Annotated in this window: 16 protein-coding genes and 1 pseudogene; 1 reads left to right on the forward strand and 16 read right to left on the reverse strand. The window is 67.0% G+C overall.

The window, feature by feature from the left end:
- Positions 1–9: 9 nt before the first annotated feature.
- The 14 genes from VD964_RS08670 to pstS form a co-directional block, all read right to left on the reverse strand.
- Positions 10–825 (reverse strand): amidohydrolase family protein, encoded by an 816-nt coding sequence (locus VD964_RS08670; protein ID WP_324867595.1) that lies wholly within the window; start codon positions 823–825, stop codon positions 10–12.
- Positions 826–828: 3 nt separating this feature from the next.
- Complete coding sequence (locus tag VD964_RS08675) at positions 829–1,854, reverse strand: aldo/keto reductase (protein ID WP_324867597.1); 1,026 nt, start codon at positions 1,852–1,854, stop codon at positions 829–831.
- Between the two features lie 105 nt (positions 1,855–1,959).
- Positions 1,960–2,904: an ABC transporter substrate-binding protein gene (locus tag VD964_RS08680; RefSeq protein ID WP_324867599.1), complete on the reverse strand. Its 945-nt coding sequence runs from the start codon at positions 2,902–2,904 to the stop codon at positions 1,960–1,962.
- A 42-nt stretch (positions 2,905–2,946) separates the two neighbouring features.
- Positions 2,947–4,020, reverse strand: a complete 1,074-nt coding sequence (locus VD964_RS08685) for an ABC transporter permease (RefSeq protein ID WP_324867601.1) — start codon at positions 4,018–4,020, stop codon at positions 2,947–2,949.
- The gene (locus tag VD964_RS08690; RefSeq protein ID WP_324867603.1) at positions 4,017–5,603 is read right to left on the reverse strand and encodes a sugar ABC transporter ATP-binding protein; all 1,587 of its coding nucleotides are present in this window, start codon (positions 5,601–5,603) and stop codon (positions 4,017–4,019) included. Before VD964_RS08690 ends, VD964_RS08685 begins: the two co-directional genes overlap by 4 nt.
- Positions 5,604–5,720: 117 nt before the next feature.
- Entirely contained in the window at positions 5,721–6,566 is an 846-nt protein-coding gene (locus VD964_RS08695; protein ID WP_324867604.1) for a fumarylacetoacetate hydrolase family protein, read from the reverse strand.
- A 59-nt stretch (positions 6,567–6,625) separates the two neighbouring features.
- Positions 6,626–7,369: an SDR family oxidoreductase gene (locus tag VD964_RS08700; protein ID WP_324867606.1), complete on the reverse strand. Its 744-nt coding sequence runs from the start codon at positions 7,367–7,369 to the stop codon at positions 6,626–6,628.
- Positions 7,370–7,498: 129 nt separating this feature from the next.
- Positions 7,499–8,314 carry an IclR family transcriptional regulator gene (locus VD964_RS08705; RefSeq protein ID WP_324867608.1) on the reverse strand — a complete coding sequence of 272 codons (816 nt, stop codon included), beginning with the start codon at positions 8,312–8,314 and terminating at the stop codon, positions 7,499–7,501.
- 473 nt (positions 8,315–8,787) lie between these two features.
- Positions 8,788–8,928 (reverse strand): hypothetical protein, encoded by a 141-nt coding sequence (locus VD964_RS08710; protein ID WP_324867610.1) that lies wholly within the window; start codon positions 8,926–8,928, stop codon positions 8,788–8,790.
- A 54-nt stretch (positions 8,929–8,982) separates the two neighbouring features.
- Positions 8,983–9,417 (reverse strand): DUF983 domain-containing protein, encoded by a 435-nt coding sequence (locus VD964_RS08715; RefSeq protein WP_324867613.1) that lies wholly within the window; start codon positions 9,415–9,417, stop codon positions 8,983–8,985.
- A 112-nt stretch (positions 9,418–9,529) separates the two neighbouring features.
- Positions 9,530–10,936 (reverse strand): PLP-dependent aminotransferase family protein, encoded by a 1,407-nt coding sequence (locus VD964_RS08720; RefSeq protein ID WP_324867615.1) that lies wholly within the window; start codon positions 10,934–10,936, stop codon positions 9,530–9,532.
- Between the two features lie 237 nt (positions 10,937–11,173).
- Positions 11,174–11,458, reverse strand: coding sequence for a hypothetical protein (locus VD964_RS08725; RefSeq protein WP_324867617.1), 285 nt, complete (start codon positions 11,456–11,458; stop codon positions 11,174–11,176).
- Positions 11,459–11,539: 81 nt separating this feature from the next.
- Positions 11,540–13,237 (reverse strand): Na/Pi symporter, encoded by a 1,698-nt coding sequence (locus VD964_RS08730; RefSeq protein ID WP_324867619.1) that lies wholly within the window; start codon positions 13,235–13,237, stop codon positions 11,540–11,542.
- A gap of 69 nt (positions 13,238–13,306) precedes the next feature.
- Positions 13,307–14,320, reverse strand: a complete 1,014-nt coding sequence (pstS, locus tag VD964_RS08735; RefSeq protein ID WP_324867623.1) for a phosphate ABC transporter substrate-binding protein PstS — start codon at positions 14,318–14,320, stop codon at positions 13,307–13,309.
- 196 nt (positions 14,321–14,516) lie between these two features.
- Here pstS and VD964_RS08740 point away from each other — a divergent pair, with 196 nt between their 5' ends.
- A complete protein-coding gene (locus tag VD964_RS08740; protein ID WP_324867621.1) occupies positions 14,517–15,557 on the forward strand; it encodes a CHAD domain-containing protein in 1,041 nt (346 codons plus the stop codon).
- A gap of 67 nt (positions 15,558–15,624) precedes the next feature.
- Here VD964_RS08740 and VD964_RS29885 read toward each other — a convergent pair.
- Positions 15,625–15,699: pseudogene (locus VD964_RS29885) on the reverse strand (hypothetical protein); the annotation flags it as partial.
- A gap of 111 nt (positions 15,700–15,810) precedes the next feature.
- Positions 15,811–15,984 carry a hypothetical protein gene (locus VD964_RS29890; protein ID WP_414637112.1) on the reverse strand — a complete coding sequence of 58 codons (174 nt, stop codon included), beginning with the start codon at positions 15,982–15,984 and terminating at the stop codon, positions 15,811–15,813.
- Between the last annotated feature and the right edge of the window lies 1 nt (position 15,985).

Genomic DNA, 15,985 nt, shown 5'->3' on the forward strand with positions numbered 1-15,985 from the left:
CGGATTTCGTCAGTCCAGCCGGTAGAAGGTCGCGGCATTGCCGCCGAACACGGCGGGATGCGCCTCCGCGGGGATCAGTCGGCGGCACATGTCCAGCCAGCCGGGATAGTCGCCGGCGAGCCGCAGGACCGGCCAGTCGCTGCCCCAGATCAGCCGGTCGGTGCCGAAAAGCGCGATCAGCCGCCGGACATAGGGGCGGATGTCGTCGATGCCGGTGCGCTCGCCCGCCTCGGTCAGCAAACCGGACAGCTTGCACCAGACATTGGGCAGGGCGGCGAGGGCGCCCATGTCCTCCGCCCAGCCGGGGGTGCCACCGCTGGCGATCTCCGGCTTGGCGGCATGGTCGATGACGATGGACAATGCCGGGTGGCGCCGGGCGAAGCGCAGCAGCGACGGCAGGTGGCGCGGCAGGACCAGCGCGTCGAAGCTCAGCCCCATCTCGGCCATCGCCGATGCCGCCGGGTCGATGGCGGCATCGTCGAGCCAGTCGGATGCCTCCGCCTGCACCATCGGCCGCAGCCCCTTCAGCTTTGGGCGGGCGGCGAGCCCCCGCACCCGCTGCGGCGCGTCCGGCGCCTTCAGGTCGGTCCAGCCGACCACGCCGCGGATGAAGCTGTGCCGGGCGGCGAGGTCGAGCATGAAGTCGGTATCGGCTTCAGTGCACAGGGTCTGGACCAGGACCGTGCCGTCGACACCGGCCTCCAGCAGCAGCGGCAGCAGGTCGGGCGGCAGGAAGTCGCGGTGGATGGGGCCGAGATCCGGCGGCGGCCATTCGCCCCGGCGGGCGGCCATCAGCCAGAAATGCTGGTGGGCGTCGATGCGCATCGCTTACCCCTCCACCGGAACAGGCGCCGCCTCATCCAGCAGGCCGCGTGACTTCAACGCCTGCCAGAAGGCGGCGGGGATCGGCGCCTGTGCCCAGGCAAGGTTGGTCGCCAGCTGGCCGGCGTTGCGCACCCCGGTGACACAGGAGGCGACTGCCGGATGGGCCAGCGGGAATTGCAATGCCGCGGCGGGAAGCTCCACGTCGAACTCGCGGCAGGCGGCGGCGAGCGCCTCCACCCGCGCCACCGTCTCCGGCGGGGCGTCGGCGTAGTTGAACTTGCCATTGCCGGCGAGGATGCCGGAATTGAACACCCCGGCGGCGACGATCCGGACGCCGGATGCGAGGCAGCGCTCCAGGAAGGGCGACAGGCTGGACTGTTCCAACAGGGTGTAGCGGCCGGCCAGCATGGTGCAGTCGAGATCGACTTCGCTCATGGCATCCAGCGCCGCCTCCCATTCGTTGACGCCGAGGCCGATGGCCGCCACCGCACCGTCGCGCCGCAACTCCTCCAGCGCACGGAATCCGCCGCCGCGGGTCAGCGCGTCCCAGTGATGGGCATGGGCATCGCCATGGGTGACACGGCCGATGTCGTGGACATAGAGGATGTCGATGCGGGCAAGGCCGAGGCGCTGGAGCGAATCCTCGACCGAGCGCAGGATGCCGTCGCGGGAGTAATCATAGACCGGGTGGAAGGGCAGGGGATCGGCCCAGCCGTTGGCATCGACGCCATGGACCCGCGCACCGTCGGCATTGGGGCGGATCAGCCGGCCGGCCTTGGTGGACAGCACGAAGTCGTCGCGCGGCCGGTCGCACAGCGCAGCACCCAGCCGCCGCTCCGACCGGCCATAGCCGTAATAGGGGGCGGTGTCGAAATAGCGGATTCCGGCATCCCAGGCCGCCGCGACGAGCTGATCGGCCTCGGCCGGATCGGTAGGGCGGTAGAGCCCGCCCAACTGCGCGCAGCCGAGCCCCATCACCGGGAGTGACAGGCCGGAGCGCGGCAGGGTGCGGCGGTCGGTCAAATTCATCGGGATCGCCTCGACTGCGGAGAACTCGATAGGGGAGAAAGTGGCGTGCGCGGCGAGGGACCGGGCACCGCGCACGCCCAAGGCCAGGAGAAGAGGGTGCGGGGCTCAGTACAGGATGTTCTGGGCTTCCGGCGTTGCCAGATTGGCCTTGGTCACCAGCACCACGCCGGTGTCGAGCGCCTTTTCGACCTTCTCGCGCTTGGTCAGCTTGACCGCCGTCTGCACCCCCAGATAGCCCATCTGGTAGGAGCCCTGGACGGCGATGGCTTCCAGCGTGCCGTCCTTGACGAAGCCCTGGAGGTCCTGGTTGCCGTCGAAGCCGACGGCGACGATGTGGCCGGCCTTGCCGCTCTGGGCCAGCGCGCGGCCCATGCCGATGGCGGTCGGCTCGTTGGCGCCGAAGATGCCCTTCAGGTCGGGGTTGGCGGCCAGCACGTCGGTGGTCTGGTTCAGCGCCGTCGCCATCTGCGACTGCGAATAGAAGGGACCGACGATCTCCAGCTTGGAATGCTCCTTGATGTATTTGGTGAAGCCGCCGACCCGGCCGATCTCCGACCCGGCGCCGGCGACATAGGACATGATGGCGATCCTGCCGGTGGTGCCGACCTTGTCGATCAGCGCCTTGGCGCACAGCTCGCCCGCCTTGACGTTGTCGGTGGACAGCATGGCCTGGTAATACTGCTTGCCGGCGTCGGAAACGGGGGAGTCGATCAGCACCACCGGAATCTTCGCCTCCCACGCCTTCTTCAGGGCCGGGACCAGCGCGTCGGGATCGGAGGGGGCCAGCACGATGCCGGCGACCTTCCGGTTCACCGCGTTCTCCACCATGTTGACCTGATCGGCGATGGCCGATTCCGCCGCCGGACCCTGGAAGGTCATGGTGTAGCCGTCCGCCTCCTTCTGGGCGGTGGCGGCGCCCTTCTGCACATTCTGCCAGAAGGTGGAGTTCACGGTCTTCACCACCACCGCGATTTCTTTATCCGCAGCCAATGCCGAGCCGGCGGCGAGAGCGATGGCGGACGCCAGACAGGCCGAAACGAAGCGCTTCATGGTTTCACTCCCCGTTGGATCGTTTGCTTTTGAACGAGCCGGTCAGCGCCGGTTGCGGATCTGGTCGATCCAGACGGTCAGCAGGATGACCAGGCCGATGATGATCTGCTGGGTGAAGGACGACACGCCGTTCATGTTCAGCCCGTTGCGCAGGATGCCGATCACGAAGGCGCCGATGGCGGTGCCGGAGATCGTGCCGACCCCGCCGATCAGCGAGGTGCCGCCGATGACCGCGCTGGCGATGGCGTCCAGCTCGTACATCACGCCTTCGTTGGGTTGGGCGGTGACGAGACGGGACATCAGCACGCAGCCGGTCAGGCCGGCCAGCGTGCCGGACAGCACATAGGTGAACAGGGTGACGCCGGCGACGTTGACGCCGGACAGCCGCGCCGCTTCCGCGTTCGACCCCACGGCGTAGATGTGGCGGCCCAGCGTGGTGCGGCTCAGCATCACCGCGACGGCGATGGCGATGACCACCATCAGCACCACCGGATAGGGGATGCCGGGGAAGACCACGTCGGGAAAGCCGTCCTCGCCGATGCGGACGATGCGGAACATGGCGCCGTTGCCAAGCTCGCCGAAGGATTCGCCCAGGCCCGACACGGCGCGGGCGCCGGTGATCTGCAAGGCGACGCCGCGCGCCACCATCATCATGCCCAGCGTGGCGATGAAGGGCGGCAGCTTCAGCCGCGTCACGCACAGCCCGTTCAGCAGGCCGCAGAAGGCACCGACCAGGATGCCAAGCCCCATGCCCAGCGGCACCGGCGCCCCTGCCTTGACCGCCAGCGCCGCCACCACGCCCGCCAGCGCCAGGACGGACCCGACCGACAGGTCGATGCCGCCGGTGATGATGACGCAGGTCGCGGCGATGCCGAGATAGGCGATGGACGTCACCTGCAAGGCGATGGTCATGCCGTTGCCGACGCTGAGGAAGGCGTCGCTGGTCATGGAGAAGACGGCGACCAGAACCAGAAGCCCGGCGAGCGCGGCGAATTTCTGGATGAGATCCTTGCGCCGGTCGTTCATCACCCGGCCATTCATCGCCTGCGGGCCGTCGATTGTAGGCTGGCGCGGGGAAGCGGCTGTCTCAAGAAGCTTGGTGGTCGGATTGCTCATGGCGTTTCGGCTCCCGGCGCCGCCGGGCGGCCATGGCCCGAGGCGAAATGCATGATGTCTTCCTGGCTGGTCTCGCGCGTGTTCAGCACGGCGGTGATCCGCCCTTCGTGGAAGACGGCGACACGGTCGGTCAGGCCGAGGATCTCCGGCAGTTCGGAGCTGATGAGGACCACGCCGATCCCCTCGGCGGCCAGCCGGTCGAGAAGCTGGTAGATGGCGAACTTGGCGCCGACGTCGATGCCGCGCGTCGGCTCGTCGAAGAACAGGATGCGCGACTGGCGGAACAGCCACTTGGCGATGACGATCTTCTGCTGGTTGCCGCCGGACAGCAGCCGGGCCACCTGATGCGGCGACGGCGTGCGGATCGACAGCATCTGGATGTAGCGCCAGGCCGCCTGTTCCTCCGCCTTGCGGTCGATGAAGCCGAGCGCGTTGGACACCGCGCCCATGTTGGCCAGCGTCAGGTTCTGGGTGACCGACATCTTGACCGCCAGCCCATGGCTCTTGCGGTCCTCCGACAGGTAGGCGATGCCGTGGGCGATGGCGTCGCGCGGGGTCTTCACCGTGATCTCGCGGCCGCCCAGCCGGATGGTTCCGGCATCCGGCGGGTCGGCGCCGAAGATCGCCCGCGCCACCTCGGTCCGGCCGGCGCCCATTAGCCCGGCGAAGCCCAGGATCTCGCCGCGCCGCAACTCGAACCCGACATCGTGGAAGACGCCGCGGTGGGTCAGTCCGCGCACCTCCATCAGCACGTCGGATGTCGGAACGGAGGTGCGCTCCGGGAACTTGTCGTCCAGCGAGCGGCCGACCATCAGCGCCACGATCTCGTCGATGCAGGTGTCGGCGAAATTGCGGGTGTCGACGTAGCGGCCGTCGCGCAGCACCGTCACCCGGTCGACGATCAACGCCATCTCGTCCAGCCGGTGGGAGATGTAGACGATCCCCACCCCCTGGTCCTTCAGTTCGCGGATCACCTGGAACAGCAGGGCGGTTTCGGATTCGGTCAGGGACGAGGTCGGCTCGTCCATGATGACGATCTCGGCGTTCAGCGACAGCGCCTTGGCGATCTCCACCATCTGGCACTGGGCGACCGACAGCGATTTGACGGGCGCTTCGGGGCGGATGTCGACGCCCAGCCGGTCGAGGCAGGCCTGGGCCTGCCGGCGCAGCGCGGCGCGATCCACGAAGCATTTGCTGGGCCAGCCGCGTTTCGGCTCGCGCGCCAGGAAGATGTTTTCGGCCACGCTCAGATGCGGGACGAGGTTGAGTTCCTGGTGGATGATGGCGATGCCCGCCCGCTCGGCGTCGAGCGAGGAGGCGAAGCGCCGGACCTCGCCCTTGTAGGTGATGCTGCCCTCGTCGGGCTGGTATTGGCCGCTGATGATCTTCATCAGCGTCGATTTGCCGGCCCCGTTCTCGCCGCAGAGCGCGTGGACCTCGCCCCGGCGCAGGTGGAAGCCGACGCCGTCCAGCGCCAGCACGCCGGGGAACCGCTTGGTGATGTCGTCCAGCCGCAGCAGCTCGGTTCCCGCCGCCGCAGGGGGAAACCGGCCGGGGGCCGTGTCGAGCGACGCTTGCTGCATGGCACCTCCCCATCCGGTGCGTCCGGCTTGTCCGGGCCGCACCGTCTGGCTGCGTTGTCGAGCAAACCGCTTGGTCCGGCCGGCAGTGCCGTTCGTCGGGTCACGGCCGGGACGGCGTCACTCCGCCGCGCGCACCTGCTGGCGCTGACGGCCGAGGCCCTGGATCTCCAGCTCGATCCGGTCGCCCGGCTTCAGGTAGGTCGGCGGCTTCAGCCCCAGCCCGACGCCCGGCGGCGTGCCGGTGGAGATGACGTCGCCGGGATGGAGGCTCATGAACTGCGACAGGTAGGAGACGATGTGGGCGACGCCATAGACCATCGTCCGGGTCGAACCGTTCTGATAGCGGTGGCCGTTGACCTCCAGCCACATGTCCAGCGCCTGCGGGTCGGGAACCTCGTCCTTCGTCACCAGCCAGGGGCCGATGGGCCCGAAGGTGTCGCAGCTCTTGCCCTTGGTCCACTGGCCTTGGCGCTCGATCTGGAACTCACGCTCCGACAGGTCGTTGACGACGCAATAGCCGGCGACATGGTTCAGCGCCTCGGCCTCCGACACGTATTTGGCGGTCTTGCCGATGACGACCCCCAGTTCCACCTCCCAGTCGGTCTTGGTCGAGCCGCGCGGGATCTCCACCGGATCGTCCGGACCCTGGATGGCTGAGGTCGCCTTCATGAAGATTACCGGCTCCGACGGTACGGCCGCCCCGGTTTCCGCCGCATGGTCGGAATAGTTGAGGCCGATGCAGACAAACTTGCCGGTGCCGGCCACGCAAGGACCCAGGCGGGTGGAGGCGTCGACCACCGGCAGGCTGTCCACCGGCAATGCCGCGATCTCCGCCAATCCTTCGGGCAGCAGCCAGCGGCCGGCGATGTCGTCGACATGGGCGGACAGGTCGCGGATGCGGCCCTGGGCGTCGAGCAGTCCAGGCTTCTCGGCCCCCCGCGGGCCATGGCGCAGAAGTTTCATCGAGCGTTTCCCGAGTTTCTTGTCGTGATTGCGGACCGGCCGGGCCGATCGGGTGCCGGTCAGGTATTGGACCAGCCGCCGTCGATGGCGATGGCCTGCCCGGTCATGAAGGAGGAGTCGTCGGACGCGAGATAGACGGCGAGCTTCGCCACTTCCTCCGCCGTGCCCAGCCGGCCCATCGGCTGGCGGGCGATGAAGGCGGCGCGCGCGGTGTCGTAATCGCCCAGCGCCCGCATGCGGTCATGCAGCGACGGGCTGTCCACCGTGCCGGGGCAGATGGCGTTCACACGGATGCCGCGGGTGACGTAATCGGCGGCGACCGACTTGGTCAGGCCGATCACCGCCGCCTTGGTGGTGCCGTAGATGAAGCGGTTCGGCGCCCCGATGATGGAGGAGGCGACCGACGACATGTTGACGATCGATCCGCCGCCCGCCTCCAGCATTCCCGGAAGGAAGGCGCGGATCATCCGGTACATCGAGCGGACGTTCAGCGTGACGGCGAAGTCGAAGGCATCCTCGTCGCAGTCCAGCACCGTGCCGGCATGGACATAGCCGGCGCAGTTGAACAGCACCGACGGCGCCGGCACATCCGCCGCGAAGGCGAGGATCGCCGCCGGATCGCAGACGTCGAGGCGGCGGGTGGTGATGCCGGGCATCCCGGCCAGTTCCGACAGCAGGCCGTCGTTGATGTCGGTCGCCACCACGCTGGCGCCCTCCTCGGCGAAGGCCAGCGCGGCGGCGCGCCCCATGCCCTGCGCCGCGGCGGTAACGACGGCGGTCTTTCCCTGCAATCTGGCGGTCATGGCCGTGTGTTCCCCCCATTCGATGTCCGGCTGGCCGGGCCGCCGCCGCATGCATCGTTGTCAATACAATCCGTTTTGCGGATCGTATGTTTTATATACACAGCGGCGTTGCGCCTGTAAATCGATCCGTCAGTCGAAGGAGAAGTTTTCCGATATACGCCGACTGGCCTCGTCCAGGGCTGCGACGATCTCTTCCGGCTCCTTCGGAACCTGCCGGGTGCGCAGGTATGGGCAGGTGAGGGCGGCGATGGCGCCGCCTTCGCGCCGGTCGATCACCGGACAGGACAGGTCGACCACGGCCTCGGTGATCCCGCTGGGGCGGGCGACATGGCCGGCGGCGCGGATGGCGTCCAGCGTCCGGCCCAGCGCATCCAGGTCAATCCAGGGATCCTCGCGCCGCAGTTCCTCATAAAGGATATGGCGGCGGCGGGCGCTCATGAACGCCATCAGGCAATGGCCGGAACCGGTCAGGATCAGGGGCTGGCGGTAGCCGATGCGGACGGTGAAGCCGATGTGGCTCGTGCTCTCAACACGCGCCACCACTGCGATCTGCGTGCCGGACTTGACGGCAAGATGGCAGGAATAGCCGGTCGTTTCGGCGAAGGCGTTCATGAAGGGCAGGGCGATTTCGATCAGCGATCGGTTGACCGGCCGGTTCATGCCCAACCGGAACAGCCGGTCGGTGACCTGGAAGCGATCATCGCCTTCCAGCCGCTCTATGTAGCCGCGCTGTGCCAGCACGGAGACCATGCGGAAGATCTCGCCCTTAGTCCGCCCCACGCCGTCGCCGATCTGTTGCAACGACTGGGGGGCGCGGCATTCGGACAGGAACTCCAGGATGTCCAGCCCCTTTTCCAGCGCCGGGGCGGAATATCGCCGCTCTCGATCGGGGGCATTGGGCAACTCGTCAGGCGTATCCGTCGGATCGATGTCGGTCCCGCTCACGCTGGCGTCCTCTCCTGTGCGGATGTCGGTGCGTTTTACCTATGTTTCTCCCGTTTCATCAGAAATACAATGCCGGACTGGCCAGCCCCATCGGCGGCCAACGCCGACCTGACAACGCCATACCGAGGCAGGAACTGGCTGTGAACGCACGGCGATCCGATGGAAGCTTTGATCGATGTGATCCAGGACCTGAAGATTGGGCAGAAAGCCGATCAATGACAGAGAGATGTTCAGGGGCGCGACCATGATGAAGAAGAGTTCCCTTCATATGGCGGTCCTGGCCCGTGAAGGACATTGCGCTACTGCCGGCTGTTCAGCGCCACCCGCTCAACTTCTGTTTGGTCACACAAAACTTGGAAGAGCCCCTTGTTCCATGCCGCTTCAAAGCCTCGCCTAGGCCCAGTCCATTCATGGCGACAAGGCTTCGATATCCGAGGTCTCGACCGTGGCTCGAGGGTGTGTTCGGCCGGCGCTTACGGCCTGCCGGTTTCGTTATTCTTCTTCGCCCGCTCCTTCTTCGCTTGATCGTGATGCCACTTGATGGCGAAGAACATGCCCGTGCCTAACACAATAATCTTGAACGGAAAGAAGACTAAAGGGAACCAATCATACATTTTGAATATCTCCAGGCTATGACACCATCTATCGTCAGGAGAACGTGACGGCAGTCAGGTCGAGTGCGAGTCTTTGCCTGCGGGCGGGGCCACAGGAGGCCGGGTTGGTGCGGCTGTACCGAAACGGGCTTCCTCGGCCTTGTAGAAGTACTGGCTGGCCACCAGCCAACCCTTCAACGGCCGCAAGGGCGGAATACAGGTCAGCAACAGGAACGGCAGGGTCGTGACGAGGTGCACCCAGTAAGGGGCCTCGAACTCAGCCTCGATCCAGAACGCCAGGATGACCGTGGGAATGCAGGCGAAGCAGATGACGAAGAAGGCGGGGCCGTCGGCCGGATCGGCGTAGGAGTAGTCCAGGCCACAGACCTCGCAGTGGGGGCGCAGCGTCAGGAAGCCGCTGAACAGATGACCCTGGCCGCAGCGTGGACAGCGACCACGCAGGCCGGTGCTGAAAGGCGGAAGAGGCGGCCACTCCTGTTCGGATGACATCGCGTGTTCCTTCGGGAGGCAATGGCAGACAACATCTGCATGCAATGGGAAATCGTATGCTCCACGGCACCGTACAATGTCAACCCAAATGCATGCAATGTGCCGGCGGGATTCATACAACCATGGAAGACATGGCAGGTGCCTCGGCAAGAAGGTCGGCCACTTGCCGCAATGCCTCGCGCACACCCTGGCGGTCCTTCGGGGTGCCGAGCGCGACACGGACAGCCTCCGGCGGCGTCGACACGGCAAAGGCATCGCTGCCGACGATACCAATCCCCGTTCCACGCAGGCGCATGATGAACTCACCGCGGGTCCACTCGTCAGGCAGCCTTAGCCATAGGTGGAATGCACAAGGGCTGGCCACGATGGCCCCTGGCGGCAGCGTCTCCCTCGCGATCGCGTGCCGCGCCGCCGTCTCCTGCCTGATGCCCGCGACGATACTCGCCGCTTTGCCATTGTCGATCCAGCGTGTCGCCAGCGCCGTGGTCAGCGGCGACGCCATGCCCGTCGTAGCCCGCACAGCCGCGGCCAGCCGGGAAACCTGGCGGGGCTCGGCAGCGGCGAGGTAGGCGATGCGGAGTGCCGGTGAGACAGATTTGGCCAAGCCGGAGACGTGGAAGACGGACTCGGGCGCCAGCGCCGCCAGAGGAGGTGGCGCATCGGGTGCCAGGGCGCCGTAAGCGTCATCCTCGATGATGCGCACGTCATGCTGGCGCGCAATGGCCACCAACGCCTTGCGTCGGTCCAGCGGCTGTGTCGCCGTGGTGGGATTGTGCAAGGTCGGGGTGCAATACAGCGCCTTGGGGCGATGGGTCCGGCAGGCCTCCTCGAAGGCCTCGGGCAGCAGGCCGTCGCCGTCCATGGCCAGTGGCGCGAGCCGCAGCCGCAGATGCGCCGCCAAGCTGCGGAAGCCCGGATAGGTCAGTGCCTCGCAGCACACCACGTCGCCCGGCTCGCACAGGACGCTGAGCGAGGCCAGCAAGGCGCCCTGTGCGCCCGCGCAGACCAGCACCCGCTCCGCGGGGACGGCTAAGCGGCCTTCCAGCCAACGCGCTCCGGCCTGACGGTCGGCCTGGCTGCCGCCGACCTGCTGGTAGCGAAGCAGCAGATCCAGGTCCAACTCAGCTGCGAAGGCGCCCATGTCTTGCCGCAGGTCGTCCTGCAAGCCCGGCCCCATGGGTAGAGGCGGCGCGTTCATCTGGAGATCGGCGGGATGCGCCGCCTGCCGGGGGTCGGGCGGCATCGGCGGTGCGGTTCGGCTTGCGCACACGAAAGTGCCCCGGCCGACGTGCCCTTCCACCAGACCGCGTCGTGCCGCCTCGGCATAGGCGCGCGTAACGGTGGTAAAATCGACGCCCAGCTTCCTGGCAAGGAGACGCTGCGGCGGTAGGCGAGTCCCCTGTGTGACGTGCCCTGCCCGAATGCCCTCTTCCAGGGCATCGGCGATGGAGTGGTACACCGGGCCTGCCGAGCGATCGATTGTCGGCACCCAAACCAGATCGTCAGCGGAGCGCGACACGCATCACCCTCATCTACATACAATGCGGCATCGTAGTCCTAAATTGTATGCAGCTAAAGGAAATTCATGCTCTCACTCACCAGCTCGCGACGCCGGCAGGACGTGGAAAAAGGGTTGATGCAGCGCCCTCCGCAGTTTCTCCGGCGGATCGGCGGTCGCCCGATCTTGACCGGCCAGCCGGGAACAGCCTTCTTCCGCGTCCTGTTCGACGGTAGCTGTCGGCGGGTCGCGCGGGCTCTACCCAGGCTGACCCGGTGCGATCAGGCTCAGTCCCAGGCGGCCGCGGGCGAAATTCAGGTAGGACACAGCGCTTCTCCAGTCGCCCTTGCTCCAGGCTCCCTCCGCGGTGGACAGGGTGGTGTTTATGGTGCCTGCCTCCGAGGGGGAGGGGACTTTCTTGCGGGCCTCCGCAAGCAGGTCAGGAAATTGCCGGGCGAGGTCCGGCGCGGGCGGAGTCTGTGCCGAGGCAGGGATGCTGAGGGCGATGCCGCCGATGATGGCCGCAACATGGAGCATTTTCATGGAGCATTCCTGGACAGTGAAGCCATTTTTCCGGATATGGCGGCGGGCAGGACCTTCGCAATCCCTCCAATTTCGGGGTCGTCACGCGAGAGCGGGACGCGGGTCCATGTCGGGGGCGGTGTCGCCGACCGACATCTGCGACAGCACGCTGCTGCGGTCGACCGACCGCCGCTCCCCATCCAACCGTTCGATCAGCAGAAAGGCACGTTCGGCGCTGCCGAGCAGGCCGAGCAGCGTTCCGCGCTCGCGCGGGCTCAGCCCCTCATGGCTCAGGCAGGTGCGGCGCAGCGCGGCGAGCGCCTCGACACGGCGTGACGCCTCGACCGGCTGAGAGGCGCCCGGCTGAAGCGCCTTCATCGCCTCGTCCAGCCGGCCGACCAGCCCGGACACCAGGTCCCGGCCCTGCGGGGAGAAATCCTCCTCCTTCACGCGCAGGGCCACCTGATGAAGCGTTTCGCCGAGGCTTTCAGCGAAATCCGCCTCCTCGATCAGGCTGGCGACGAGGTCCGCCTGCGGGTAGGGCTGGTCCGGCTTCAGCAGGGTGGCGGCGAAGGTGCCGATATTCCGGCTGAGGATGCCGATCGCCATGCGGTGCGCGCCGGGGTCCTTCGGTGCGTGGGGCGCGGCACTCGCCATGGCAAGGAACAGGGTGCTCGCCTCCAGATGGCGGGCGATCTCCTTCTGCAGGGCGGGGATGCCGGCGGCGAGATCGCCGCGCCGGTCCGCCGTGAGATACCGCGGCATCGAATAATCCTCGATATCCTCCGAGGAGTCGTGGCCGATGTGGCGCAGCACCCGTTCGAACACCCCGATGAAGGGGAACAGCAGCAGCACGTTGAAGATGTTGAAGACGGTCGAATAGAGGCCGATGGCGATCGGCACCAGCGGGTAGGTCTCCTTCCCGTTCACCACCACCGGAACCGACGGGTCGCCGCCGAACCACTGCATGGCGAAGCGCAGCACCTCCATCGAGATGAAGAACAGGGGGATCGTCACGCAGACGCCGATGATGTTGAAGGCGATATGGGCGTAGGCCGCGCGCTTGGCGTTCTTCGACAGGTTCAGGGAGGCGAGCCAGGAGGTGATGGTCGTCCCGAGATCGGCGCCGAGCGAGAAGGCGACCGCGGTCTGCCAATCGAGGATGCCGGCCGAGCCCAGCCCCATGACGATGCCGATGGTGGCCGACGAGGAGTGGATCATCGCCGTGACCAGGGCAGCGGTGGCGACGCAGACCAGCAGCCCGCCGAAATCCTCCGCCTGCAGGGACGAGATCGCCGACATCACCTCCGGCATCCCGCGCAGCGGGCGCAGTCCCCCGGTCATCAGGTTGAGACCGTAGAAGATCAGGGCGAAGCCCATGCAGGCGAGCGCAATGTTCTTCGTCTTCTCCGACTTCGCGAAGATATGGACGAGCGCGAAGACGCCGGCCAGCAGCAGGCCGAGCGGACCGAGCGGCAGCGCGATCAATCCGTTGCCGAGCGTCGTTCCGATGTTGGCGCCCATGATGACGCTGATCGCCGGGCGCAGCCCGACCACGCCGGCGTTGACCAGCCCGACGGTCATCACCGTCATCGCGGTGGAGGACTGGATGATGCCGGTGATGAAGGTGCCGGCCAGCACGCCCTTGACCGGGGTTCCGGCAAAGGTCGCGAGCAGGGCGCGCATCCGGTTGACGGCGACCGCCTGGATGCCGTTCGACATGAACTCCAGCCCCAGCATGAAGATGCCGAGCCCGCCGAGGACCGGCACGATGATTTGGGTGAAGACATCAACCTGCATGATGGATTCCTTGCCGTGCTCGGATTGCGGGAGCGGACGGTCGCGGGTGGTTCCGGTCGGGATCCTGTGTCATCGGCTGGAAGCGGCGGAAACCCAGGACGCCTGGACGAGTGCCACCAGGGGAGCCGGAAGCGGCACGTAGCCGAGGTCGGCGGCGTCCTGCTGCCACAGCGTCAATGCCGCGTCGAACAATCTCAGGGTGCGCCGTCCCTGCCCACTGTCGATCCGGTCCCGCGGCATCAGTGCGAAGACGGTGGCGGCGATCGGGTAGGCGTCGGTGGCGGTGGCCTCGGCCAGCAGAAGGGTGAAATGGGGGGCCCGGCTCCAGTCGGCGCTCGCCGCGGCGGCCTCGACCGTCTGGCGGGAGGGGGCGACGAACCGGCCGGCCCGGTTGCCCATCTCCGCAACCGGCAATCCCGCCCGCGCCGCCTGTCCGGCCTCGACATAGCCGATGGCGCCGGGGATCGCCTTGACCGTCTCGACGATGCCCTGGCTGCCACGTACCCCGGTGCCGGTCGGCCAGCGGAGTTCGGTGTCGACACCGACGCGCTCGCGCCAGGGTGCGCTTGCCTGCGCGAGGTAGGCGGCGAAATTATAGGTGGTTCCCGATCCCTCGGCGCGGTGGACGACGGTGATCGGCTGGTCGGGCAGGGGAAGCCCCGGATTGAGCGCCGTGAGTGCTGGATGCGACCAGGAGGTGACGGTTCCCAGATAGATGTCGGCCAGAACCGCGCCCGAGAGGCGCAGCTTGGCGACGCCGGAACCCGGAGGGGCGGCGGGCAGGTTGGCGACGACCGCGATGCCGCCCATCGCGATGGGGAACTGCATGAGCCGGTGGCGATCAAGATCTTCGCCGTTGAGCGGCACATCGGAAGCGGCGAAATCCACCGCGCCGGCGATCACCCGCATCGTGCCGGCCAGGGACCCGACCGGCTCATAATCCAGCCCGCCGTCCGGGGACGGGAAATCGCCGCCGTCGGCCTCGGCCGTCCGGAAACGCTCGCCCCACTGATGCAGCAGGGGGAAGGCAAAGGTCGACCCAGCCCCGGCGACGGGTTCGGCCTGTGCCGGGACAACTGTCATCACGCTTAAGCATGCGAGTACAGCCAGCAGGAACCGTGGCATTCCGCACCCATCACTTAGAACAAAGGAGCCGGTTTTCCGGGTTTTATTTCTGCTGGGATCGTATTTGTTTACGGTGACGAACAGATGACAGCGCGATGCGGGATCGCCAAAGAGCGGAATACCTATCCGAATTCCCAATGCGTGCCGGAACGACATGCCGGTCAACGGCAAATCTCCGCCGGAGCCGGCAACCGCCGCAACCGTTCGCGCCCTCCTCTGTTATGTCCGGGCGACGGGAGGGGAGCGGCCCGGTCATCTCCTCCTGACCATGGGCCGAGCGGCCCGTTGCAATGAAAGGACGAGCACCGGCATGGGGTATGAACTGGTTCGGGACGAAACCACCGATGCAGCCGTGCGCCGGATCATCAGCGAGCAGCTCGGCGCAGCCGCCGAGGCTCTTCAGGATGCCGGCTCTTCCCGGCACAAGGCCGTGCACGACGCCCGCAAGGCGTGCAAGAAGGCCCGCGCCGCCCTGCGGCTCGCTCGGGGAGCCGTGGGCGGCAAGGCCTTCCGGCGGCTCAACACCGCGATCCGTGACGCCCAGGGCGGGCTTGCCGGCGCCCGCGACAGCGCGGTCATCATCCAATCCCTGGACAAGCTGCGCTCGCATTCGCAAGAGGAGCTGGAAACCGCGGGTGTCGCTGCGTTCCGCGAACATCTTGTCGAGCGCTGCCGCAGGATCGAGGCCGAGCAGCTGAACAGTGCCGAAGGCTTCGAACCGGTCGTTGCCATGCTGCGCTCCGCCCACGCGGAGGCGGGAAACCTGTCGATTTCGGAACGGGGGTTCGACGTCTTCCGTCCCGGCCTCCGCCGGATCTACAAGACCGGGCGCTCCATGCGGAACGATGCCTTTCAGACCTCCGAAACCGCTCATGAATGGCGCAAGCAGGTCAAGAATCTTTGGTACTCGGTTCGCCTGATCGAGCCGGTCTGGCCGGGGCCGCTTGGCTGTCTCGGAGGGGAACTGGAGGACCTCAGCGAACGGCTGGGCGACCATCATGACCTCGCCGTCCTGCTGCACGCGGCAACCGAGGCGGAACTGAACGACGACACGGTCGCGGCTCTGAAGGCGGCGGTCGAACGGCGTCACGCCGCACTCGAACGGAAAAGCGTTCCGCTGGGAGGAAAGATCTTCGCCGAACGGACGGACTGCTTCCTTGACCGCATCGAGACCTACTGGGCGATCTGGGTGTGAAGCGGCACGGGCGCGCGACGACCACCAGACGATCGCTGAGGAAGGCGCGGCCGACCAGGCTCTCGTCTGGATCGGGATTGACCCGGATCACGAGGTCGAACCCTTCCTCGATCATGTCGACCGCGCGATCCTCGGTCGTCACTTCGAACCGGACTTCGGGGTACCGAAGCGCGACGTCGGCGGCAAGCCAAGGACGTCGCCATCGCGGCGCGATTCAAGCCGAATGGCTTCCGACAAACCCGGAGCGGTTCACTCACAGCACCAGGGCTGCGGCGGCCCAGACGGCCAGGGCGCCGACCGTCCCCTGGATCAGGGTTCCCAGGGTCTGCAGCCGATAGCCGTCGCGCGTGGTCATGTTCGAGAACTGCGTGACCACCCAGAAGAAGCTGTCGTTGGCGTGGGAGACCACCATCGCCCCGGCGCCGATG

The sequence above is a fragment of the Azospirillum sp. genome (assembly GCF_035628975.1).
Lineage (GTDB): Bacteria > Pseudomonadota > Alphaproteobacteria > Azospirillales > Azospirillaceae > Azospirillum.

Coding starts and splice junctions, on each gene's coding strand:
- VD964_RS08670 (WP_324867595.1), bottom strand. CDS start 825: ATGCGCATCGACGCCCACCAGCATTTCTGGCTGATGGCCGCCCGCCGG.
- VD964_RS08675 (WP_324867597.1), bottom strand. CDS start 1,854: ATGAATTTGACCGACCGCCGCACCCTGCCGCGCTCCGGCCTGTCACTC.
- VD964_RS08680 (WP_324867599.1), bottom strand. CDS start 2,904: ATGAAGCGCTTCGTTTCGGCCTGTCTGGCGTCCGCCATCGCTCTCGCC.
- VD964_RS08685 (WP_324867601.1), bottom strand. CDS start 4,020: ATGAGCAATCCGACCACCAAGCTTCTTGAGACAGCCGCTTCCCCGCGC.
- VD964_RS08690 (WP_324867603.1), bottom strand. CDS start 5,603: ATGCAGCAAGCGTCGCTCGACACGGCCCCCGGCCGGTTTCCCCCTGCG.
- VD964_RS08695 (WP_324867604.1), bottom strand. CDS start 6,566: ATGAAACTTCTGCGCCATGGCCCGCGGGGGGCCGAGAAGCCTGGACTG.
- VD964_RS08700 (WP_324867606.1), bottom strand. CDS start 7,369: ATGACCGCCAGATTGCAGGGAAAGACCGCCGTCGTTACCGCCGCGGCG.
- VD964_RS08710 (WP_324867610.1), bottom strand. CDS start 8,928: ATGTATGATTGGTTCCCTTTAGTCTTCTTTCCGTTCAAGATTATTGTG.
- VD964_RS08715 (WP_324867613.1), bottom strand. CDS start 9,417: ATGTCATCCGAACAGGAGTGGCCGCCTCTTCCGCCTTTCAGCACCGGC.
- VD964_RS08725 (WP_324867617.1), bottom strand. CDS start 11,458: ATGAAAATGCTCCATGTTGCGGCCATCATCGGCGGCATCGCCCTCAGC.
- VD964_RS08730 (WP_324867619.1), bottom strand. CDS start 13,237: ATGCAGGTTGATGTCTTCACCCAAATCATCGTGCCGGTCCTCGGCGGG.
- pstS (WP_324867623.1), bottom strand. CDS start 14,320: ATGACAGTTGTCCCGGCACAGGCCGAACCCGTCGCCGGGGCTGGGTCG.
- VD964_RS08740 (WP_324867621.1), top strand. CDS start 14,517: ATGCCGGTCAACGGCAAATCTCCGCCGGAGCCGGCAACCGCCGCAACC.